This is a genomic window from Paenibacillus sp. BR1-192 (assembly GCF_029542445.1).
Taxonomy (GTDB): domain Bacteria; phylum Bacillota; class Bacilli; order Paenibacillales; family Paenibacillaceae; genus Paenibacillus_AQ; species Paenibacillus_AQ lautus_A.
Genome location: NZ_CP120718.1, coordinates 223,364 through 245,452 on the forward strand (window position 1 = coordinate 223,364; position 22,089 = coordinate 245,452).

Annotated in this window: 20 protein-coding genes and 1 other RNA gene; all 21 read left to right on the forward strand. The window is 48.1% G+C overall.

Annotation, left to right across the window (positions count from 1 at the left end):
* Positions 1-93: 93 nt before the first annotated feature.
* The 21 genes from P0X86_RS01050 to P0X86_RS01150 all read left to right on the forward strand — a co-directional run bounded on the left by P0X86_RS01050 (position 94) and on the right by P0X86_RS01150 (position 21,969).
* The gene (locus P0X86_RS01050) at positions 94-1,770 is read left to right on the forward strand and encodes a long-chain-fatty-acid--CoA ligase (RefSeq protein WP_277747530.1); all 1,677 of its coding nucleotides are present in this window, start codon (positions 94-96) and stop codon (positions 1,768-1,770) included.
* A 101-nt stretch (positions 1,771-1,871) separates the two neighbouring features.
* Entirely contained in the window at positions 1,872-2,321 is a 450-nt protein-coding gene (locus tag P0X86_RS01055; protein ID WP_192570049.1) for a PaaI family thioesterase, read from the forward strand.
* Positions 2,322-2,624: 303 nt separating this feature from the next.
* The gene (secG, locus tag P0X86_RS01060) at positions 2,625-2,855 is read left to right on the forward strand and encodes a preprotein translocase subunit SecG (protein ID WP_009593367.1); all 231 of its coding nucleotides are present in this window, start codon (positions 2,625-2,627) and stop codon (positions 2,853-2,855) included.
* Between the two features lie 192 nt (positions 2,856-3,047).
* Positions 3,048-5,684 (forward strand): ribonuclease R, encoded by a 2,637-nt coding sequence (rnr, locus tag P0X86_RS01065; RefSeq protein ID WP_277747531.1) that lies wholly within the window; start codon positions 3,048-3,050, stop codon positions 5,682-5,684.
* 152 nt (positions 5,685-5,836) lie between these two features.
* Complete coding sequence (gene smpB / locus P0X86_RS01070) at positions 5,837-6,316, forward strand: SsrA-binding protein SmpB (protein WP_036664873.1); 480 nt, start codon at positions 5,837-5,839, stop codon at positions 6,314-6,316.
* Positions 6,317-6,625: 309 nt separating this feature from the next.
* Positions 6,626-6,990: a transfer-messenger RNA gene (gene ssrA / locus P0X86_RS01075) on the forward strand.
* A 94-nt stretch (positions 6,991-7,084) separates the two neighbouring features.
* A complete protein-coding gene (locus P0X86_RS01080) occupies positions 7,085-7,282 on the forward strand; it encodes a hypothetical protein (RefSeq protein WP_192570047.1) in 198 nt (65 codons plus the stop codon).
* Positions 7,275-7,853: an ATPase gene (locus P0X86_RS01085; RefSeq protein WP_192570046.1), complete on the forward strand. Its 579-nt coding sequence runs from the start codon at positions 7,275-7,277 to the stop codon at positions 7,851-7,853. Before P0X86_RS01080 ends, P0X86_RS01085 begins: the two co-directional genes overlap by 8 nt.
* A gap of 394 nt (positions 7,854-8,247) precedes the next feature.
* On the forward strand, positions 8,248-8,703 hold the full coding sequence (locus P0X86_RS01090) for an HNH endonuclease (RefSeq protein ID WP_277747532.1): 456 nt from the start codon (positions 8,248-8,250) through the stop codon (positions 8,701-8,703).
* Between the two features lie 97 nt (positions 8,704-8,800).
* Complete coding sequence (locus P0X86_RS01095; protein WP_251500254.1) at positions 8,801-9,280, forward strand: hypothetical protein; 480 nt, start codon at positions 8,801-8,803, stop codon at positions 9,278-9,280.
* A gap of 643 nt (positions 9,281-9,923) precedes the next feature.
* Positions 9,924-10,829 carry an ABC transporter ATP-binding protein gene (locus P0X86_RS01100; protein WP_277747533.1) on the forward strand — a complete coding sequence of 302 codons (906 nt, stop codon included), beginning with the start codon at positions 9,924-9,926 and terminating at the stop codon, positions 10,827-10,829.
* A gap of 26 nt (positions 10,830-10,855) precedes the next feature.
* Positions 10,856-11,599 carry an ABC transporter permease gene (locus P0X86_RS01105; RefSeq protein WP_036664867.1) on the forward strand — a complete coding sequence of 248 codons (744 nt, stop codon included), beginning with the start codon at positions 10,856-10,858 and terminating at the stop codon, positions 11,597-11,599.
* Positions 11,600-12,772, forward strand: a complete 1,173-nt coding sequence (locus P0X86_RS01110) for a sensor histidine kinase (protein ID WP_119850474.1) — start codon at positions 11,600-11,602, stop codon at positions 12,770-12,772.
* The gene (locus tag P0X86_RS01115) at positions 12,773-13,378 is read left to right on the forward strand and encodes a response regulator transcription factor (protein ID WP_036664865.1); all 606 of its coding nucleotides are present in this window, start codon (positions 12,773-12,775) and stop codon (positions 13,376-13,378) included.
* A gap of 172 nt (positions 13,379-13,550) precedes the next feature.
* Positions 13,551-13,898, forward strand: coding sequence for a transposase (locus P0X86_RS33250; RefSeq protein WP_452516354.1), 348 nt, complete (start codon positions 13,551-13,553; stop codon positions 13,896-13,898).
* A 486-nt stretch (positions 13,899-14,384) separates the two neighbouring features.
* Positions 14,385-15,029, forward strand: a complete 645-nt coding sequence (gene lepB, locus P0X86_RS01125; protein WP_277747535.1) for a signal peptidase I — start codon at positions 14,385-14,387, stop codon at positions 15,027-15,029.
* A 203-nt stretch (positions 15,030-15,232) separates the two neighbouring features.
* On the forward strand, positions 15,233-15,598 hold the full coding sequence (locus P0X86_RS01130) for a hypothetical protein (protein WP_277747536.1): 366 nt from the start codon (positions 15,233-15,235) through the stop codon (positions 15,596-15,598).
* 199 nt (positions 15,599-15,797) lie between these two features.
* Positions 15,798-16,592 carry a sensor domain-containing protein gene (locus tag P0X86_RS01135; RefSeq protein WP_277747537.1) on the forward strand — a complete coding sequence of 265 codons (795 nt, stop codon included), beginning with the start codon at positions 15,798-15,800 and terminating at the stop codon, positions 16,590-16,592.
* A gap of 388 nt (positions 16,593-16,980) precedes the next feature.
* The gene (locus tag P0X86_RS01140) at positions 16,981-19,038 is read left to right on the forward strand and encodes a pectate lyase family protein (protein ID WP_277747538.1); all 2,058 of its coding nucleotides are present in this window, start codon (positions 16,981-16,983) and stop codon (positions 19,036-19,038) included.
* A 323-nt stretch (positions 19,039-19,361) separates the two neighbouring features.
* Complete coding sequence (locus P0X86_RS01145) at positions 19,362-21,194, forward strand: cache domain-containing sensor histidine kinase (protein ID WP_277747539.1); 1,833 nt, start codon at positions 19,362-19,364, stop codon at positions 21,192-21,194.
* Between the two features lie 10 nt (positions 21,195-21,204).
* Positions 21,205-21,969: a response regulator transcription factor gene (locus P0X86_RS01150; RefSeq protein ID WP_277747540.1), complete on the forward strand. Its 765-nt coding sequence runs from the start codon at positions 21,205-21,207 to the stop codon at positions 21,967-21,969.
* Positions 21,970-22,089: the final 120 nt, after the last annotated feature.

The following is a 22,089-nucleotide window of genomic DNA, read 5'->3' on the forward strand; positions in this document are numbered from 1 at the left end:
AACGCCAATACGATGCGTAAGTAACCGCAAAAGAGAGAGATTTTTCTTGGAGTAGGAAAGAAGGAGCATTCCTTAGGAAAGGGTTGGTTTTGTATGGATACAAAGCCTTGGCTGCCGTTTTATCCGCCCGAAGTAGCCCCCGCTTTTGATTATCCGAAACAGAATTTGGCATTATTTCTCGTAACATCGGCGCAGAAGTTTCCGAATCGTCCGGCCCTGTATTTCATGGGAAAGACGATCAACTACAGAAGTCTGCTGGATGCGTCCTACCGGATGGCGAACGCGCTCCGCAGCAAAGGGATCAAGAAGGGCGACCGGGTAGCGATCATGCTGCCCAACTGCCCGCAGGTCGTTATCTCCTATTATGGCGTGCTGCTCGCCGGAGCCGTGGCCGTCATGACCAACCCGCTCTATATGGAGCGGGAAATTGCGCATCAGATGAAGGATTCCGGTGCCAAGATCATCATTACGATGGATATGTTCGTATCCCGCGTTGAAAAAGTCATCGAGGAGACGGAACTGGAGCATATGATCGTCACGTCCGTGGCGGATTATCTGCCGTTCCCCAAGAATCTTCTCTACCCGATTAAAGCCAAGAAGGAAGGCCCTCTTCCGGTCGTCGACTATGGAAGCCGCGTCCATGCCTTCAAAAAGCTGCTAGCGGGCGCGCCGAATGATCCCGTCTGCGAATCCGTGAAAGCGGAGAAGGATTTGGCCCTGCTCCAGTATACAGGCGGCACGACCGGCGTACCCAAAGGCGTCATGCTGACGCATATGAATCTGATCGCCAACACCGTACAGTCCGCGAACTGGTGCTTTCAGGTGGAGGACGGGAAGGAGCGGTATTTAGCCGTTCTGCCGTGCTTTCACGTGTTCGGTCTGACCGTGCTGCTGAACCAGGCGATCTACCGTGCGGGCATGCTGATATTGGTACCGAAATTCGAAGTGACGATGATTCTGAACCTGATCAAAAAAATGAAGCCGACGCTCTTCCCGGGCGCGCCGACCATGTATATCGCACTGATTAATCATCCCAAGATCAGGGAATACGACCTCTCTTCGATCAACGCCTGCGTCAGCGGCTCTGCCGGGCTTCCGGTCGAGGTGCAGGATAAGTTCGAGGAGCTGACCAAAGGGCGGCTGATCGAAGGCTACGGCCTGACCGAAGCGTCCCCGGTTACTCATGTGAATCCGATATGGGGAAGGCGGAAGATCGGCACCATCGGCGTCCCCGTTCCGGATACGGACGCGAAGGTCGTGGATCCGGAGACGGGCGAAGAAATGCCGGTCGGCGAGCCGGGCGAGCTGATCGTGAAGGGTCCGCAGGTGATGATGGGCTATTGGAACCGGCCGGAGGACACGTTCGACACGCTGCGCAACGGCTGGCTGTTCACGGGCGACATGGCCACGATGGACGAAGAGGGGTATTTTACGATCATTGACCGCAAGAAAGACATGATCATTGCAAGCGGTTTCAATATTTATCCTCGGGAGATCGAGGAAGTGCTGTATGAGCATCCGTCCGTGAAGGAAGCCGTCGTGGTCGGAACGAAGGACGATTATCGCGGCGAAACCGTAAGAGCGTATATCGTGCTGAAGGACGGCGCGTCTCCGGACCCTTCGGGTCTTGAGAAGTTCTGCCGCAGCCAGTTGGCGGCCTATAAAGTGCCGCGCGAGTACGTGTTCCGCGATTCGCTGCCGAAGACGATGGTAGGCAAGGTGCTGCGCCGCAAGCTGCTGGAGGAGGAAGAGGAAGGTAGAACGGGCTGAAGCGAAAGAACAGCCGTGCAGGTACGACCAACGATTCATGTTATCCCGCTGGAATGGATACAGTATCTAACAACGTCAGAAGAAAAAAGGAGGCGGCCTGATTGAATCATACCAATGTCAACCCCGACGCGAAGGCCGAACAGCCGGGATTCGACCGGGAGGCGTACATCGAGGCCATGACCAAAGCGGCAGAGCCCACCTTCTGGGGATATCTCGGCTGCAAGCTTGCGTCAGCCAGCCCGGAGGCGGTTGTTGTCACGCTGGATGCGCAGCCTCATCATATGAATATGATGGGCATCGTGCATGGCGGCGTACTCTCCTCACTGATGGATAACGCCATGGGCATTGCCGTCATGCTGGAGCGTCCCGGCGAATCGACGGTGACAAGCAATCTGAACGTGCATTTTGTCATGCCGGCCAGGGCCGGAACCCTTACGGTTACGGCAAGCATCGTGCATCAGACGCACCGTTCGGTCACGACGGAATGCAGGATAACGAACGATAAGGGCGAGCTTGTCGCGATCAGCACAGGGTCGTTCCGAGTGAAATAAAAGCAGCTTTCTGCTGCCGATAAATGGATGGTCTGTCATCTCAGCAGGGGGCAGGCCATTTAATTGTTGGCGAGCGAATCATGGTGTGGCAGGATATGAAGCGTCTGTCCATGCCGCCAATCGACGATGTTAGGCGACTTCCAACCGGCTGGCCGATCAAGATTTTCTGTCGGGATTGTTCTCCGCACTTCTTGTCAGGCCACTAAAGCTGTGGTACAATAAGAATGCTGTTTTTCATGTAGAATCTAGAATGTCTCTTAAGATCATAAATTTAGATGTTTACATACGTAGGAGGTGGAAGTCATGGTTGTATTTTTTGAAGTATTGCTCGTTATTTTCTCCATCGGGTTGATTACTGTCGTTCTTCTCCAAAAAGGGAAAAGCGCAGGTCTTGCCGGTGCCATCTCCGGCGGTGCGGAACATCTTTTTGGTAAAACGAAGGCTCGCGGTATGGATCTCGTACTGCAGCGTACAACGGTAGGTCTTGCAGCAGGATTTATGATTTTGGCCATCGTTGTTGCCATGTTGAAATAACAATTGCGTTACCCTCGCTTTTTCACTCTTGGAAGAGCGGGGGTTTTTTATTGCCTGAATTTCGGATTACATAGGTAAGGGCGGTGTTCGGAAGGATACCGGGGATTAAATTCGTGTATACTAGGGTATGAGTATATAAAGGTAAAGAATGGATAGAGGAACGATGAAATTGCAGGTTCCCGAGGTGATAACATGATAACTGAAGAAACATTACTGAACTTTATGCGGGAAACTGCATACAAACCGATGACGTACCAGGAGCTGGAGCAGCATTTTGCGATTGAGGATGCCCATGAATTCAGGGAGTTCCTGAAGCTGCTGAATGAACTTGAGCAATCCGGAAAAATCATTCTGACGAGCACCGAGCGCTATGGCGTGCCGGAACGGATGTCTTTGCTGCGCGGACGGCTGCAGGCCCACGCGAAGGGTTTTGCTTTTCTGATTCCCGATGACCGCGAGCATCCGGACGTGTACATTCATGCCAATGACCTGAAGAGTGCGATGAATGGAGATACCGTGCTGGTTCGGATCAGCTCCAAAAGCAGCGACGGCGGCAAAATGGAAGGCGAAGTGGTCCGCATCGTGACGCGCGCCGTTACCCAGGTGGTGGGCGTGTTCCAGAACCATGAAGCCTATGGCTTCGTGCTGCCGGACGACAAACGGATTAACCGGGATATTTTTATTCCGAAGCATGCGATCAATGGCGCCGTTGACGGCGTGAAGGTCGTTGTAAAGCTGGTGAGCTATCCGGAAGGAAGAGCTGCGGCAGAAGGCGAAATCGTGGAGATTCTGGGGCATAAGGATGATCCGGGCGTCGACATCCTGTCCATTATCCGCAAGCATCAGCTGCCGGAGGGCTTTCCGGAAGAAGTGCTGGCCGAAGCGGACGCAGCGCCCGATGCCATTACGGAAGAAGAGATCGTGCAGCAGGGCCGCCGCGATCTGCGCGGTCTGAACATCGTGACGATTGACGGCGAAGACGCCAAGGACCTGGATGATGCGGTGAACGTGGAGCGTCTGCCAAACGGGAATTACCGTCTGGGCGTTCATATTGCCGACGTCAGCTATTACGTGCGCGATCGGTCCGAGCTGGACAAGGAAGCGTATAACCGCGGCTGCAGCGTGTATTTGGTGGATCGGGTCATTCCGATGCTTCCTCATCGCTTGTCCAACGGCATATGCAGCTTGAATCCGCAGGTGGATCGTCTGACGATGTCCTGCGAGATGGAATTCAATGAGCAGATGAAGGTCGTGAAGCATGATATCTTCACCAGTGTAATCCGCACGAAAGAACGGATGACGTACAACAATGTGCGCAAAATTTTGGTGGATGAGGATCCGGAGCTGATCGAGCGCTACGGCGATCTCGTGGAGGATTTCCGCCTGATGCGCGAGCTGGCCCTGAAGCTGCGGAACCGCCGGATGCGCCGGGGCGCGGTGGATTTTGACTTCGTGGAGTCGAAGGTCATCGTGGACGAAAACGGCAAACCGGTGGACATCGTCAAAAGAGAACGCTCCATCGCGGAGCAGATCATCGAGGAGTTCATGCTCGCGGCCAACGAAACGGTGGCGGAGCATTTCCACTGGATGAAGGTTCCCTTCATTTATCGGATCCACGAGGATCCGGATCAGGAGAAGCTGCAGAACTTCATGGCCTTCGCGGCCAATTTCGGCTATCACGTCAAAGGGCGTGGGAACGCGATCCATCCGCGGGCACTGCAGAGCCTGCTGGACGACATTCAGGGCACGAAGGAGCAGACCGTCCTCAGCACGATGATGCTCCGTTCGATGAAGCAGGCGAAATACGATGCGGAGAGCACGGGTCACTTCGGCCTTGCCGCGGAATACTATTCTCACTTCACGTCCCCGATTCGGCGGTATCCCGATCTGGTCATTCACCGGGTCATCCGGGAAGTGCTGGAGAGCGGCGGGGCGCTGAATGAGAGCCGTCATGAGCAGCTGGCCGGCCGGATGGCCGACATTGCGCAGCAATCCTCGGAACGCGAGCGCGTAGCCGTGGATGCGGAGCGTGATACGGAAGCGCTCAAGAAAGCCGAGTTCATGCTGGATAAGGTCGGCGAAGAATTCGAAGGCATTATCAGCAGCGTCACCAGCTTCGGCATGTTCATCGAGCTGGAGAACACCGTTGAAGGCTTGATCCGCCTCAGCGCGATGACCGACGATTATTACCATTTCGATGAAGGCCATATGGCTCTCATCGGGGAGCGTACGTCGAAGGTATACCGCATCGGCGACGATGTGAAGGTTCGCGTGGCGAACGTGAACATGGATGAGCACACCATCGATTTTGAGATGGTGGACATGAAGCCGCGCCGCCAAGGGCGTGGCGAGGGCGACCGCGGCGGCAATGGCGGCCGCGGGTTCGGTGCCCGCGACGGCGGAGGCCGCGGGGGCAAGGGCCGCGGCGGTAAACGCGGCGCGGCTGAAGGCGGCGCGCCAGGCGGGCGCCGCAATGACAGCGCCGGCGGCCAGGGCGGCCGCGGCAAGCGCGGCGGCGAGGCGCCAGCTGGAGCGGGCGCTGGTGCTGGCGCTGGCGAGCAGCAGCCGGCGAGCTTCGCTTTTGGCTCCGGCAAAGGCGGCTACAGCTCCGCCAGCGGCGGCGCTCTTGGCTTTGACCGCAACGCGCGCTCCGGCGGCGCTGGCGGGAAGGGCCGACGGAAGAAGACGTCGGGCAGCGGCATTTTCATCGGCGAAGGTCCAACGCCGGGCGGCGGTAACGCTGGAGGCAACTCCGGCGGGGGTGGCCGCAAACGGAAGAGCAAGGGCGGAAACGGCACGGCCGCTTTTGTCCGCAAGAAGAAAAAGTAAGAATCCTCTCTTGATCCATCGAGGGAGTCGCTTGCCCCGCCTTGCTTTTGGAGGCTGACGTTTGATACAATGGACTTCTGGTGAGATTGCATGTTGGCGGTCTGCCGGAAGTCCTTTTTCCATTATCATTGTTGATGACAAGGGGTGAGACCATGGGTAAGAAAAGTGACGGGAAGGTTCTGGCCCAGAACAAAAAAGCTTCCCATGATTATTTCATCGAGGATACGTATGAAGCCGGGATGGTGCTGACCGGAACGGAGATCAAATCCATACGGAACGGCCGTGCCAACATCGGAGATGCATTCGCAACCATCAGGAATGGCGAAATTCATATCCATAATATGCATATCAGCCCGTTCGAGCAAGGGAACCGCAACAATCCGACGGACCCTACGCGTACACGGAAGCTGCTGCTGCACAAGGAGCAGATCCGCAAGCTGCTGGGCCTGTCCAAGCAGGAAGGCTACGCGATCGTACCGCTGAAGATCTACATCCGTAACGGCTATGCGAAGTTGTTGCTGGGCCTCGGTAAAGGTAAGCGTCAGTACGACAAGCGCGCCGATGCTGCTAAGAAGGATGCACAACGCGATATCCAGCGTGCACTGCGCGAGAAGCAGAAGATTGCAAGGTAATTACGGCTATTCGTGGCATGTCGCTTAAGAAATCGGCATCATGTGTAATGAACGTTGTGGGATGGCAGCTTTTAGCTGTGTTACCTGCATTGTATATATCATTTTGATGTCGAATGTGATATACTAAGTGATGTAAGAGATCAATAAGATCTTTGACAATCGGCATACAGTTGGCGCATTCTTCTTTCTTGGAGGGAAAGAGTGTGTGGCATCAATCGACTGCTATGGCTGAATATTCTTTGATTTAATCCGATAGCCCTTTTTGGCAGGAACGCTAAGGTGCGAAGCACCGGCATTTCTCCAACTTAAGGGGGCGTTTTTGGATTCGACGGGGATAGTTCGGGCATGAGTAGCGGGTAGTGGGGACGCGTCCACTTCATCAACGCTAAAGCCAATTAAACGGCAAACAACAAAACAACTACGCTTTCGCAGCTTAATAACCTGTGAGCGTGCTCTCGCTCTGTATCGCCCATGTACCGGGATGAGGGCTCAACTTTAGTGGGATACGCTGTCTAGTCTCCGCCTGGGGCTAGCTGAAGAAGACAATCAGGCTGACCTGAAGGGAATCCGGTGACAGGGAGTTCCTAGGGTGACATCAAATCTGTCACTACACCCGTAGAAGCTTGTGTTGTCGTTATCTTCGGACAGGGGTTCGACTCCCCTCGCCTCCATACATAACAATGATAGAGCCATCAGCCAGTGATCTGGTTGGTGGCTCTTCTGTTTATGATATAATAAGCGTAATTAGAAAACTGGAGGGGACTCAGGATGGTTGCCAATCGAGAGCAGCTCCAAGAAATTCTGAAAAAAGCGAATCAACATGCACGCAAGCAAGCCAGAGAGTCAGGGGCATCCATTTACTATATCAAGAATAATAAACGAGTACGTGAGGATGCTAACGGTAATAAGTTCGAAATCATTTATGATGCAACCGGAAATCGACATGAGTTCGAATATCATGAATAAACTAAAACCAGTTATGACGGTTTTTGCAGGAACAAATGGGGCGGGAAAAAGCACGCTCAGTATGCAGATGAGAGCATGGTTAGGCGAGTTGGTTGACCCTGATCAGATTGCCCGTGAACTAAAACCAGATGATCCAAGAAGTGTCGATCTTTCGGCGGGAAGAGAAGCGGTCAAAAGAATCAGATCGTTGATAAAAAGACAGGAGCATTTTGCAATTGAAACTACACTATCAGGTACATTTGTTCTAAAGCATATGCAAATTGCTAAGGAAAGCGGTTATGACATCGTCATGTACTATATTGGACTTCAAGATGTGCAAATGCATATTGACCGTGTGGCCTCTCGTGTCGAGCAGGGTGGACATTGGATTGCTGAAGAGGATATTCGTTTTCGATACGGTCAGTCATTGCAAAATTTAAAGCCTGCACTAGCCATTGCAGATCAGGTTTTTATTATAGATAACACAAACCAACCAACGATTGTTGCTGAAATCGCAGAAAGTAAGCTGATATATTGCATAGAGAATATACCTGCTTGGTCTGCGAATGTTATTAGGGATCATAGTTGGTAGTGCGTTTTGGGGTGGTATGGCAATTAGCTTAATAACCTTGCACGTGTGCTCTCGCTCTGTATCGCCGTGTACCAGGAAATGAGGGCTCAACTTTAGTGGGATACGCTGTCTAGTCTCCGCTTGAGGCTAGCTGAAGAAGACAATCAGTGACCTGAAGGGAATCCGGTGACAGGGAGTTCGAGTATCGCATACGATGCTAGCATTGCTTCGCAATACTTTCAGGTGACATCAAATCTGTCACCACACCCATAGAAGCTTGTGCTGTCGTTATCTTCGGACAGGGGTTCGACTCCCCTCGGTTCCATCATAATGAACACCATCCGCATGAGGATGGTGTTTTTGTTTTATATTAATACTATAGGTTAGAACATGTCGTACAGATGGAGTGAAATCGATGAATCATAGTCATGATGGAGAGGAACCATTGATAACGGTACTCAATATGGATGGGCAACAACTAACACCATGTTTACCCCATCGGGCTTGGCGGGAAGTTGAGCGATCGCGAGCTGTCTGGATTGATGAGCAGACGATCCAATTGCTTTATAATCCGTTCTTATTTCGGAACTATCGAAAAGCTGCACTGAAACGAGATCATCACACTTGTTTGTGGTGCGGACGACACGCCACGACAGTGGACCATATTATCCCCTCAAGCAAAGGCGGCTCGGATCTTCCGCAAAACCTGATCGCTTCATGCAGCGAATGCAATACGAAACGAGGAAACCGTTCTGCATTGTCCTATCTCAAAGAAAACGCACACTCTGTTCCAAATCTTATGAAGCTTTGCTGGCGTATCTTTCTAGCTAAATACAGACATCGTCAAATGAAAAAAGGGACACTTGAGTAAAGGCTTAGATATAATAGGAGAATCTTATAGCAGATTTCATTACTGGAGGTGCTTCGCCAACTATGAAAAGGTATAAAAAAAAATGATTATTACTTTCGTGTCAATTACTGTAGTTTTAGTATTATTAGCTGTATATTTCTTTAGAACATTTACTCCCGAAGGGATACTTTGGAAAAATGGAATATCGAGCAAAGAAGTTATGTTAATATCAAAAGAGGACTATCAATTTCACCATTACTTATATGAAAAGAACGGTAAAATTAAAGGGATTATTACTCTTCAGAAAAAAGGTTGGAACTTATGGTCCCTATATAATCACGCTTATCAGCAAAAAATAGAGTCTTCAGACATAGAAATCATAAAAGCTTCCTATCCAACGTACAAAGATAACCATTTAGAGCACATTCCAGTTTGGGGTGGTGTTGTTATATTAGGAGATGAAAACTCATTCAGCATTCGAATAAAAAATAAAGAACAGGTACCTAATTTAACAGCGAAAATTGATGGGAAGATGTATTTTTTCTACAGTTCACCAGATCTTAACGATGATGACGAAATTGAAGTGACTAAGCCTTGAAAATGATTTTCAACCTTCAAATTGGATTATATAAATCTTCATTTCCATGGGTGTGAATGTTGCTGCTATATAGATAAACACCATCGAATAGAAAAAGTTTGATACTTTTTTAAATTAGTCTAAACGCAGTCGATGTTAATGTGCGTACATATGTCTAAGGGGTTTTGTGAAATAGTCTGTCGCTCCGATCCCCAAAACAGGCAATTTTCGACGCTGGCGGACAATTAGGTGTTTCCGAATTTAGAGTGCCTAGTTTAATGCCCTTATCCATCTTCCCAAATGGCGTTGAACCAGAAACTGTAGCTACTAATGTCGCGCCTTCCGAACACCTGATAGCCTGTACACCCGCATTGTCCGTTGAATCATTCATGGGGTCACTTCAGAGGTTGTGGATTTTTCTGTGTTCGATTAAAAGTGTAAAATCCTTAGCTATAAGTTTTGCAAAGCAAGACACCTCACTCAAAGAGCGTTAAATGCAGTTATGCTGAAGAAGGGCCTAGAGGTCCTTCTTTTTTTTGCTTTCTTTTTTCTGACATTTGTCATAACCGGCTTGTGACAACCCACACTAATTGAATATCGCGCTTTTTCAATATAATGAGGACATCAAGTAACGAAAGAAGAAATTAGCGGAGGTTAGGACAAAATGACAAAGGCGATTGAATGTATAAATCTAGTAAAGAAATTCGGCGATTACTGCGCCGTTGATCATATGAATCTATCATTTGAAAAAGGTCAAATAACAGCATTGCTCGGACCGAATGGGGCAGGCAAGACAACAACCATTTCCATGATACTCGGAATGGTCAAGCCAACATCAGGAGAAGTCAGGGTCTTGGGGATGCCGTCCGGCACAAAAGAATTGCGGCAACGTGTTGGAGCTCTTTTGCAGGATGTTAAAGCAGCAGATGGACTTACGGTGAAAGAAGTGCTTAAATTGTTCCGCAGTTATTATCGTAATCCGATGTCGCTAGAGCGATTGTTAGACATTTCGGGTCTCCATGCGGATCAGAAACGACGCGCATCCTCCCTGTCTGGAGGACAACGCCGTAGATTAGCCTTCGCTCAGAGTTTGGCGGGAAATCCAGAGCTTCTCCTGCTTGATGAACCAACCGTCGGAATGGATATCGAGGCTCGTGGCCGCTTTTGGGACACCATCCAAGCACTGGCAAGTGACGGACGTACGGTGCTTTTGACTACACATCATTTAGATGAAGCTGATGCTGTCGCAGATCACATCGCAGTCATCGCCAGTGGACAGGTTGTTGCGGAAGGTACTCCAGAACGTTTAAAAGCTCAAACAGCACTTAGAACCGTTTCATTTCGAGCGGCGAACGCGCCAGCCCAGCAGGAATGGCTCACATTGCCTGGTGTAGAAAAGGCGGAATGCAACGGCGAGCGGATTCGCCTTTATGCCCAAGAGACCGATGTATTGTTATTTACACTGATGCAGTCTGAATGGGGAATTTCCGATATTGATATACAATCCGCCAGTTTAGAAGATACATTCCGAAGTCTTACAGGCTCAAATAAACAAACAATTATACGATAATAAACATTTTTAGGAGGAAAATAGCCATGTTACATATGTTTGTTGCCCAGACCAAAGCAGAAAGTATACGAATTATCCGTAGTCCATTCTTCTTACTCTTCTCCATTGCGATGCCGCTTGCTTTCTACTTTTTATTTGCAAGTATGAATGGGGTAGATCAATCGATTCAATCAACAACTTGGGGTGTCTTTTCATTGATGTCAATGACTGCATTCAGTTTGATTGGTACAGCGGTATCTCAATTCGGTATCCGTCTATCGTTCGAGCATCAAGACGGGTGGGTACGCTTGTTGAAGCTAACTCCACTATCTCCTGCCGTCTGGATTGGCAGCAAAATCGTATCGCAAATGGCTGTTCACTTGATCGTCATTGTAGTTATATTTTTATCTGCTGGCCTTGTTCATGATATACAATTGACAGCCGGGCAATGGATTTTATGCGGATTATGGTTATGGATTGGGAGCATATCTTTTCTGGCGCTTGGTGCCTTGTTAGGAACGCTTAAAAACGCGAATACTTCCGTTGCCATCGGAAATGTGTTACAGATGGGGCTTGCCATTGTGGGGGGGCTTTGGATGCCGCTTAGTACTTTGCCAAGTTGGATGGGCTCGGTCGGGGAATGGCTTCCATCTCACCGATATGCCAATGGGGCATGGAATATGATCGCTGGAAAAAATCCAGCAAGTATCGATTTCATAATTTTGACAGGATGCGGTCTCCTCTTTATGCTACTATCAATCTATATATATAATCGACGGGATGCGGTCTAATTGAATAGAGAAAAGTGGCGTCTCTTTCCAAAATCGGAAGGAGTCGCTCCTTATATTTTGTTAACAAATGTAATGATACCCATGTACTTTCTACTCTATGAGCCATCAAGTATACAGTGGCTTGGCTTTGTTCTGTTAGGCATATTCGTTCTATTATTTCGACAATCCTACTTTTATTTAAAGTGGGCCACGCCAATATTGATCGTTCAGGTGGGTATACTTTTAATTTTAGCAGCTGTATTTCACCCTATGTATACGTTTATGGGTTTTATGATAGCTGCTCCGCTGAGCAAACAAAAGCTGCCGATATTACTCTCTATAACGATCGTGTTCACTGTAGCTATGGGATTTATCGCCGTTCCTTACTTGGATCGGATGGGCAGCCTAGTATGGATAGGGCTGGTGCCTATGTTTGGCATCTGTATTCTGCCGTATATTATTCGAACTTCGACCCGATTTCAACAGAAGTCTGCGCGGCTGCGGGCAGAAACTGCTGAACGAATGGCACAGCAGGAGGAGCGCCAGCGGATCGCACGTGAATTACATGATACATTGGGGCATACGCTGTCATTAATCGCACTAAAAGGGGAGGTCGTTGAGAAATTGGTCAATCGCCAACCCGAGAGAGCGATAGCAGAGGCTCGTGAAATACGAGAAACGGCACGCGCAGCCTTGAAACAAATGCGAGAATTGGTTACGGAGATGAAAGTTACATATCTCGCTGACGAATATAAGCATGCTGTATCGTTATGTTCAGCTGCGGGCATACCGCTTTTATTTCAATATCAATCGATTTCAGATCCAAGACCTTCTAATGTAGGGACGGAAGACGCTTTAGTGAACAATCCGCTTCCGTTAACACCCTTGCAGGAGACGATCTTGGCGATGTGTTTTCGCGAGACGATTACAAATGTCGTTCGTCATAGCCGAGCAACAAGTTGCAGCGTTCTTCTCGACATTCAGGAAGGGGAAGTTCGTGTATCCGTAAGTGATGACGGTATTGGGGCAGATATGGATCAATTCTATACTAGCAGTAATGGCCTCGCCGGTTTACGGCAGCGGTTGGTTATGATCGATGGTCGTATGTCGCTGTCTTCGTCCCCAGGCAAGGGGACGGAAGTCACCTTACATATACCTAGGGTAATACGAAATGAAAAGGTAGGTAGTGCTTAGATGATTCGTATTGTTTTGGCAGAAGATCAAAAGTTATTAAGGGGAGCACTGGCAACGTTACTCTCGTTAGAAGATGATATTGAAGTCGTCGGTCAAGCTGAAAATGGGGAAGAAGTGATGTCCATGATTCAGCAATATGAACCCGATGTAGCTGTTCTGGATATTGAGATGCCGCTGAAAACGGGGTTAGATATTGCGGAATTAATTCAAAAAAATAAGTCAGCTTGTCGTGTCATCATCTTGACGACATTCGCGCGTCCTGGATATTTCCAGCGGGCTATGCAGGCAGGAGTTTATGGATATCTTCTTAAAGATACGGGCAGCGAGGAACTGGCTGATGCGATTCGTCGGGTCTATGATGGGAAACGTGTCATCAATTCAGAATTGTCGCTCGCGGTATGGGATGATCCATGTCCATTATCACCCAGGGAGCGTGAAGTCATGAAGTTGGCTGCCCAAGGCTTAGTTCTTCAAGATATTGGAGCACAGCTGTTTCTATCCTATGGAACGGTACGGAACTATATGTCAGAGGCGATTGGGAAGCTCGGGGCGAATACACGGATCGAGGCAATCGATATCGCACGTAGCAAGGGATGGTTGGATTGAGGAGAACTCTGAGGTATGGAGGTAAGCGGATCACCCCACTCAAGGGATGATGCAGCCTAGGGAGCTTCTAAGCTCTCTGGTGTTATGAGGTGGAATGATCTAAGTAGGATAACGGTGAGTTACCAGTTATCTCATTTAATGCTCGACTCCTTGTTTCGAACGATCTCAGGAGTTGGGGAGAAGCTGGCAGCTACGCTCGTGGCGGAACTTGGAGACATTCAGCAGTTTGAGAACCCGAAGCAGCTGGTGTGGCCTATGCCGGAATGGATCCGGGGGTGTTTCAGAGAAATTTACATCATCCAGCAACCGAATTACCAAGAGGGGCTCTAAGCGTTTGAGGAGAGCCTTGTTTTTATCCGTACAATTCAGTCTCAGACGAAGTGAATGCTCCAAGTTGAAACTATTACGACAAGAAAAAGAAAGAAGGCAGCCTTACAAGGCCGCGGTGATTGCTTGCGCCAACAAGCTACTTCATCACATCTATGCGATCCTAAAGAAAGGTGAGCCTTACCATAGGTAATTCCACATTTATCCGCCAACTCTCCGCGACAACGGAGGGGTTCTTTGCTGTTCTGTAAATAACTATACCAGCAAACTTTAAATTATCCAAGCCCGGGTGCTTGACAAACATAAGTTGGTTTTTGTTTTTCCCATATAGGTTCTTGTTTTAATTGAGGAAATGAATTTTATCCAGAGTCGATTAATAAAAATTCTTTCTAATTAGGGAATAATTCTATAATTTATTCGTCTTTTTTAAGTTTAGGATCTTGCCTTCCCATTATTGGAACTAAGTTTAATAAGTACAGTTTCCAGCTTACAAAATCCCCCCCTTTATAAATTAACTACAAAATAAAAAAAACAATAACTAACAAGAAATCCGAAACGTTAAATAATATGATATGAAGATTATTCATGTAATTTATTGATTTTTAATCATAAAAATTGTAAATAAAGCGTGAGTGCATATTATAATTTGATCGGGATTACTACAACAGGAGGTGCTGTGATGAGAAGAAAGTGGATTCTTGGTATTATTTTGATTTTTCTAATGTCGGGATGTTCTACAGATAAGACATCCATGGAGAGCATAAACAATTCAGAAAAACCGAAGGTATTAAAAACAGTTGACTATAAAATTGACAATATGAGCCGGCAACGATCAGAATATCACTATACTGAAGATGGTGCGTTAGTAATTGACTCGGAAATTGACCGTATGATCATGAAGCCGGGCGATATTGTTTATTTTATACCTCCAGAGTTCGAGGGATTTAAAGATAACCCTGATTTTAAATTAGCTGATCATTATATTTCTAGACTTATCGCAAGTGAGGGAGATAGTGTGGAAATAAAAAAGGGAGTAGTTTATGTCAATGACAAAAAACTTGATGGTTTTTACGGTGTGGCAGCAAAATACGGTCTAACTGAGCAGGAATACATTGATAAACAAAAAGAAAGTGACTCAAACTTTAAATTAACTCAGGAAGAAAATGATTTTTTTAATCAGAGTATGGTTAAAATTAAAATTCCTAAAGAACATATATTTGTCTTAGGTGATAATTGGGAAAGAAGTGTGGATAGCCGTCATTTTGGGCCTGTTCCCTTAAAAAATATTCAAGGGAAAGTACTAGGGGTCACGAAGGAATTTTAATTGATAAATTCTATATACTTTTTAACGAGCGATGAGTGATAAAATGCGGTTCCTACACCCGTTACTTGCCGCAGAGTATATTAGCTAAATCTAGGTTCAATGACAAAAGTCATCAATCCGTGTGTTAGGGTTGGTGACTTTTCCATTTGTGGTATAATAACCCGAAATGTCCACATTAACTGAAGATTGGCTGGTGAATTGGAATGAGCGAAAAATTCTGGTTAGTGATACAGTATCCTCTGAAAAGTGCAAAAGGCAGCCAACGCGACCACTGGTTAAGAGAAAAAGTAATGGAATATTTAGAATTATCTCTAGCGGATGCTGATTTGGGCCATGTCGACGGCTTTGATATGGGGACATGCATGTCCGACCCGAAGAAGTATGCGCTTAATATATTTTGTGTTGTTACGGAGGAAGAACAGGGTATAGCCTTGGTAAAAAGAGTGATAAAAGAGAGTCGGCTTGATTATACTCGCATAAAAATGGCTACCATGCCCTATGGAAAAGAAGAAGAAACCTATACTCTGAAGTATGCCTATAAGAAGGGCGTTACCGATTTTTCACTATAGCCTATACGGTGTTTAAATGTCGTTCGGCGAGTTGGTCATAGTGTCTTCGCTTCAATAAATTCACCAGAGCCAGGCCCATTCCTAGTCTAAGGTCTAGGTTCAGATACCCCCTAAGACGGTTATGTCAGCCAAATAACGCGGATATAATGGATTTATAAACTTGGAGCGTGACTTATGAAGCCATAAGGGGTGTTTGAATATGAAGGCAACAGAAGCGACTGCAATGTCGCGGGCAGGCAAGGTGAATTGGGTGCTTTTTAATCCGAAAACCTATGCAACGATTCTCTATTTATTGCTATCTCTCCCGTTAGGGATTATTTATTTTACAGTTGCGATAACGGGACTTACCTTATCCATCGGTTTGACTCCGATATTTATCGGAATACCGCTGTTTTTTGGAGTAGCTAAGCTGTTGAATGGGATTGTGATTTTTGAACAAAGCATGATTAGGCAAATTTTGGGTTTACCTAATCCTACTGTATCGTATACCTACAATCACCAGTCTGAAGCTGGGCAGAATTGGTTGAAACGAATGGTGAGCGGATTTGACGGAGCGCTCTTTATTCGAAACCTGCTGCTCGTATTACTAAGATTTGTTACCGGCATCGTATTCTTTGTTATTATGGTAACGGTGATTTCACTGGGACTCGGATTGATTGCTCTTCCGGTCGTGCATATCATTTTGATGAATGAACTGCAGCTTGATATTTTGGAGAATAGCTTGTTCAGTTATTTTCATATCGATTGGACCTATAATCAGCAATACCTGCTGTACGTAGGTGTAGGCCTTATCCTGTTCTGGGTCGCGCTGCGCGTTGTGAATGGGCTTATGCAAATTCTGCGCAGAATCATGTATGTGGATGAGCCCTATCAGCAGCCGTCAGTGCCGCCGATGGAAGCCCAAATCCATGCGCCCGTTCAGTCGCAATATTACGAGTACCAAGAGGATCACCCCACTCAAGGGATGATGCAGCCAGCCCATAGAGAGCTTTAGAAGATCTCCCCAAAGCGACCTTAACCGGTCGCTTTTTCGTTTTTGCGTCCGGTTTAAGCCTGAAATATAGCCCGATCTACGCCTTGTATCTGCAGCTTTCAGCCGTTCACGACCATCCCGGATGGATGTTGTCCAAGAGGAAGTGTCATTTCCCCGACCTATAATCATTAACTCAGAATATCGCGGAATGCGCAGGTTATAACAAAATGATTGTTTCGGAACTGTTTCCGCAGCTGATAAGCTGTGGGTGGAATTCCAAAATTTGTTGATTTTAAACAAGGACATTGTTTGACAGACAGGGTCCATAAAGCGAGGAGGCTGATAAGAAAGCTCTAATTTATTGCAAGCGATTACAAAGTACAAGTGAATAAAAAAAGGAGGAGATGAAATGAAGAACAGCGTTGCAAAGGTAACCGGCATGGTATTGTTGTTTTCTCTGGCGCTAGCTCTCATAGCGGGAGGATGGGTGAATAAGACAACGGTCCATGCTGGCGGCCTTTCGATAATCGGCGGCGGGGGCTGGAATGAAACGGCGTATATAGAATGGTCACCCGTGAGTAATGCGGAGGGATACAATGTCTACGTGAAACACGCCAATGCGCCGGATTCCAGCTATCAACAAATGGATAATGAGCTGATCCGGCAATACCCTTCCTATTGGAGAGCAGATGCCGTTGGACTTGCAGCAGGAAATTATGTGATGAAGGTTGAAGCCAGGCTGTCGGACGGTTCAACGGTAAGTGTCGTTTCGAATAACCTGTCCGTAGCGCCGCATGATCGATCCGGATTTGCTTTTTCCTCAGACTCGCCATACGGGACTGGCTCGGGTGCCTACAATGATGACGGTACGCTTAAAGATGGTGCACAAGTTGTTTATGTGACCTCCGAGACGGCCCGAACCGTAACCCTTGATGTGAAAATCAATAGCTCAGGCGGGGTTCAAACGGGCGTGGGGATCGGCGAGATTTTGACGCTAAGACAAAAAGGCTATGATACAACCCCTCTTGCGATCCGGTTTATTGGAAAAGTTACCGATGACGACATGAGTGGACAGCTGAATAGCAGCGGCTACCTTCAAGTAAAAGGCAAAAACGATTACTCGGAAATGAATATGACGATCGAAGGGATTGGAGACGACGCTTATGCTTATGGGTGGGGATTGCTCCTTAGATACGTAGGGAATGTGGAAGTAAGAAACCTCGGGCTCATGTTGTTTCCTGATGATGGAATTTCCATGGATACAGGAAACGTCAACGTTTGGGTGCATAATAACGATCTATTTTATGGAACCGCAGGAGGAGATGCCGACCAGGCCAAGGGCGATGGTTCAACAGACCTGAAAAAAGGATCAACCTATATTACCCTCTCTTACAATCACTACTGGGATTCCGGCAAGGCTGCTTTGGTCGGTTTGAGTGAATCGGAGGAATTCTTTGTCACCTTCCACCATAACTGGTTTGATCACTCGGACTCCCGCCATCCGCGAATCCGATTGGCATCGGTTCACATCTATAATAACTTCTATGACGGAGTCTCAAAATATGGGGTTGGCGTAACAACGGGAGCTTCGGCCTTTGTGGAATCCAATTACTTTAGACATGCCAAATACCCGATGTTGAGTTCCTTGCAAGGCACGGATGCTTTAGGGGAAGGGACATTTTCGGGCGAAGACGGAGGCGTGATTAAGGCCTATAACAATCGGATCGTAGATGCAGACAGTCTGATTTATGCAAACTCCAATACCGGGACAGCTCCGGCAAATGCAACTTCATTCGATGCATACTTGGCTTCATCAAGAAATGAAACCGTACCAAGCTCTTACAGAGCGTTAGTGGGAGGAACGGCTTATAATAATTTCGATACAAGCGTCGATACGGGAGTAAATAGCGCCGACATCGATAACGTGAGCGATGTGGAACAGATTGTTACCGCACAAGCCGGACGTCTGAATAACGGGGACTTCACCTGGGAATTCAATGATGCCGTTGACGACACATCCTATGCCCTCAATACAGCTTTAATGGCTAAAATAAGCAGCTACACCAGCGGGCTTGTATCCGTAGGCGGGAATTCAACCGGGGCGGAGCCGGAACCAGAACCAGAGCCGTCCACCGGAGAACAAGTTCACAACTTTACAACGTCCGGATTGGCAAGCGATTTCTTTAATATTGTAGGGAATCTCTCCACAACCAAGGGAACTGCGGCGTATAACGGCTTAACGCTAACCCAATGTTTGAAAATCGAGAGTTCAACCCGCATTACCTTTACCTCTACGGAAACCGCTACATTAACATTAGTGTTTAATTCGGCAGACGGAACCAAGATCAAGATTGATGGAACGAGTTATCCCATGACGAATGGTATGGTCAGTGTGCCACTTGCTCCAGGAGCGCATACGATTACAAAAGATCATACGACGAATCTCTTTTATATGGAGTTGGAGTAGAGCAGGGCAGGGTTTGTGCTCCCGCGCGTCTCTCATACGAATATAAAAAGCGACCGTGATTCGGTCGCTTTTTATATTTTATCTGTTGATTTGGTTATTGGGACACCATGCTTCCGAATGGTAGCTGCTAAGTCGGGAAACTGATATTTATGATTAACCATATCTACCGTAAAATCCTCAATCGTTATAACAAATATGAGATCGATTTCACAGTCTAACTGTAGTCAACTTCGGAATTCGATTTCGTATCCCATAGTCATCCCCACTATGTTCCTGTACAATGAAGTGAAAATAAACGGGACTGGCGGAAGGGGGTGGCCAGCGTGTCTTTCAGGTTCAAACCGCTTAAGTCCTGGAGTCTTCGTGCTAAAATTTTGCTGATCTTCCTGCTGCTCATTTCGATTCCGCTCAGCCTGCAGGGCGTGGCGACCTACGTGGGTTTCTCCAACTCCGTTGAACGAAGAACCTCCGATTATACCGCTCAATTGGTGGACCAAATCAACCGGAATTTGGACAGGACCCTGATGGAGATGCAGAGATTGACGTTGATGCCTTTATACGATTCGGGGGTATTGTCGATCTTGCGCAAGTACAGAGAGGAGGATAGTCTACATCAGCAGCCTACGGTGGAAGAACGCTCCAAAATGCAGCTTTATATTGCCAGCATGACCTTCGACAGGCCAGAGATTGACAGTATCCAGATTTTCGCCGGAAGCGGTTACACCTTCTCGAGCCTGGCTCCTAGCGCAATCGCTGCCTATTCGGACATGGAGCGGCAGCCCTGGTACCCTGGAGTGGTAGAAGCGAGAGGAGCTTGGGTGCTGCTTCCGCCGCATCGGCCTTCTTACTATCTGGACGGCAATCAAAGCTATTTTTCCGTAGCCCGGCTGATCCGTGAGCCCAATACCAACCGGACGCTCGGGTTAGTCAAAATCGATTTGAAGCAGACTTTGTTCAAGCAGCTTGTCGAAAATGTCAAGCTGGAAGAGAACGGCGGCATTGTCGTGCAGAATAGCCGGGAAGAACTTTTCTACACGGCGACCGCAGATGGGGATACGGAGGCGTCCAAGCTGCTTTCGGATCGGATTCTCGGCCTTTCAGGGCGTTCGGAAACGGCCAGCGAGATTCTGCATATGGAGGGCAGCAAGTATTTGGTTGTCTCCAACTATTCCCGATATTCCGATATTAATATCGTCAGCTATATTCCGGTCGCATCCCTGCTTGTGGAGACCAAGGAACTTCGCAACTTTACGCTTCTAGCCGGCCTGATATGTCTCGTTATGGCCGGGGCCTTAGCCATCTACTTCTCTTATCGGCTGACCCAACCTCTCGGGACGCTGGTACGAAAAATGCGACTCGTGGAGCTCGGCGATTTCAAGCAGAGCGTGCCGGTAACTGAGGATGAAATCGGTCGGCTTGGTTCCGGCTTCAACCGGATGGTAGAGGAAATCGACCGGCTCGTCCATGAAGTATACGTGCTCGGCATGAGGGAAAGAGAGGCGGAGCTAGCCGCGCTGCAAAGCCAGATCCAACCCCATTTTATATATAATACACTGGAGTCGATCAGCATGCTTGCCCGGCAGCGCAATAATGAGGACGTCTCGGAAATGGCCACGGCTTTGGGACGACTGATCCGCAGCGCAGTGGAGCAGGACCGAAGCCTCATCCGGCTTGGCGAGGAGCTTGAGACGGCGGAGTCGTATATTCGCATCCAAAAGATGCGCCATGGTTCCAGGTTGCAGGCTATGTTCGATATCGAAGAAGGGTTGGACGATTGCCTGGTCCCGAAGCTGCTGCTCCAGCCGCTCATTGAAAATGCGATAATGCACGGGATTGGAGACCGCGAGCAAGGGGGCACGGTATACGTTACGGTGGCGCGATTTGAGGATGAAGTGCTGTTGACCATTCGGGATGACGGGCGGGGCTTGTCGGAGGATGAATTGGCGGCTTTGCAAGCCTCATTGGAAGAGGCCGGGGATGATGTGGCAGCAAAAACGCCGGCGATGCCATTACGTGGTCATGGAGTTGCGCTGAAAAATATTAAACAGCGGTTGCGGTTGATTTACGGCCGGGACTGCGACTTCGAAATCGATGGAAGCTTGGGACAAGGTGCGGCTTTTACCGTGACGCTGCCGTTCGCGAAACAAGAAAAGTAGGAGGTCATCCATGATCAAGCTCATGTTGGTGGAAGACGAGGACATTATCCGTAAAGGCATCCGCGATTTGATCGGCCGTGTGGCTCCTGATTTTGAGGTCGTATACGAAGCCACTCACGGCAAGGAAGCGCTGACTTATCTGGAACGCAATGTGGTGGATGTGCTCATTACGGATATTCGAATGCGAGAGATGGACGGGCTTCAGATGGTGGAAAAGCTGCGGACCGCCGGCCATGAGATGCCGATTGTCATTATTAGCGGTTATGGAGATTTTGTATACGCCAAAAAAGCGCTGCAATTCGGGATCGCCGATTACCTGCTGAAGCCCATAGACCGTAAGGATTTCACGGTTGCCTTGGACAAGATTCGGCTAACCTTGAATTCTTCAAATCGATATGCGGATGGGACTGAGCCGCATAGCGAGGCGGACGGGGGGCCGCCATCCAGCGAGGGGCGCAGGATGATCCGGAAGCTGAAAGCGTATATCGCTGAAAACCCCGACGGTGATTTGCGTCTGCAGACGTTAGCGGAGATGGTGCATTTAAATCCTTCCTATCTAAGCCAGCTCTTTAAGCAGGAAGGGGGCGGCAATTTGTCCGATTATATCGCCGAAACGCGCATCCGGCGAGCCTGCAAGCTGCTGGAGACGACGAACCTGAAGGTTTACGATATCGCCCGTTTATCGGGATATCAAAGTCCGAAGCATTTTATGCTGGTATTTAAACAGCATATCGGAATGACGCCGGGAACCTACCGGGAGCAATACAGTATGTAATACTACATAACAAATTATGTTATGTAGTTCTTTTTTATGGGCTAAAACGGAAATGACCTAAAAAAATCGTACCTTTTCTGAACGTTTAGTGATTTTTTATATGACCATATGTAAATATAA

Bases quoted from the DNA above. Each gene is read 5' to 3' on its own strand.
- secG (WP_009593367.1), top strand. From the start codon at position 2,625: ATGGTTGTATTTTTTGAAGTATTGCTCGTTATTTTCTCCATCGGGTTG.
- P0X86_RS01100 (WP_277747533.1), top strand. From the start codon at position 9,924: ATGACAAAGGCGATTGAATGTATAAATCTAGTAAAGAAATTCGGCGAT.
- smpB (WP_036664873.1), top strand. From the start codon at position 5,837: ATGGGTAAGAAAAGTGACGGGAAGGTTCTGGCCCAGAACAAAAAAGCT.
- lepB (WP_277747535.1), top strand. From the start codon at position 14,385: ATGAGAAGAAAGTGGATTCTTGGTATTATTTTGATTTTTCTAATGTCG.
- P0X86_RS01085 (WP_192570046.1), top strand. From the start codon at position 7,275: ATGAATAAACTAAAACCAGTTATGACGGTTTTTGCAGGAACAAATGGG.
- rnr (WP_277747531.1), top strand. From the start codon at position 3,048: ATGATAACTGAAGAAACATTACTGAACTTTATGCGGGAAACTGCATAC.
- P0X86_RS01115 (WP_036664865.1), top strand. From the start codon at position 12,773: ATGATTCGTATTGTTTTGGCAGAAGATCAAAAGTTATTAAGGGGAGCA.
- P0X86_RS01130 (WP_277747536.1), top strand. From the start codon at position 15,233: ATGAGCGAAAAATTCTGGTTAGTGATACAGTATCCTCTGAAAAGTGCA.
- P0X86_RS01150 (WP_277747540.1), top strand. From the start codon at position 21,205: ATGATCAAGCTCATGTTGGTGGAAGACGAGGACATTATCCGTAAAGGC.
- P0X86_RS01135 (WP_277747537.1), top strand. From the start codon at position 15,798: ATGAAGGCAACAGAAGCGACTGCAATGTCGCGGGCAGGCAAGGTGAAT.
- P0X86_RS01105 (WP_036664867.1), top strand. From the start codon at position 10,856: ATGTTACATATGTTTGTTGCCCAGACCAAAGCAGAAAGTATACGAATT.
- P0X86_RS01080 (WP_192570047.1), top strand. From the start codon at position 7,085: ATGGTTGCCAATCGAGAGCAGCTCCAAGAAATTCTGAAAAAAGCGAAT.
- P0X86_RS01050 (WP_277747530.1), top strand. From the start codon at position 94: ATGGATACAAAGCCTTGGCTGCCGTTTTATCCGCCCGAAGTAGCCCCC.
- P0X86_RS01090 (WP_277747532.1), top strand. From the start codon at position 8,248: ATGAATCATAGTCATGATGGAGAGGAACCATTGATAACGGTACTCAAT.
- P0X86_RS01140 (WP_277747538.1), top strand. From the start codon at position 16,981: ATGAAGAACAGCGTTGCAAAGGTAACCGGCATGGTATTGTTGTTTTCT.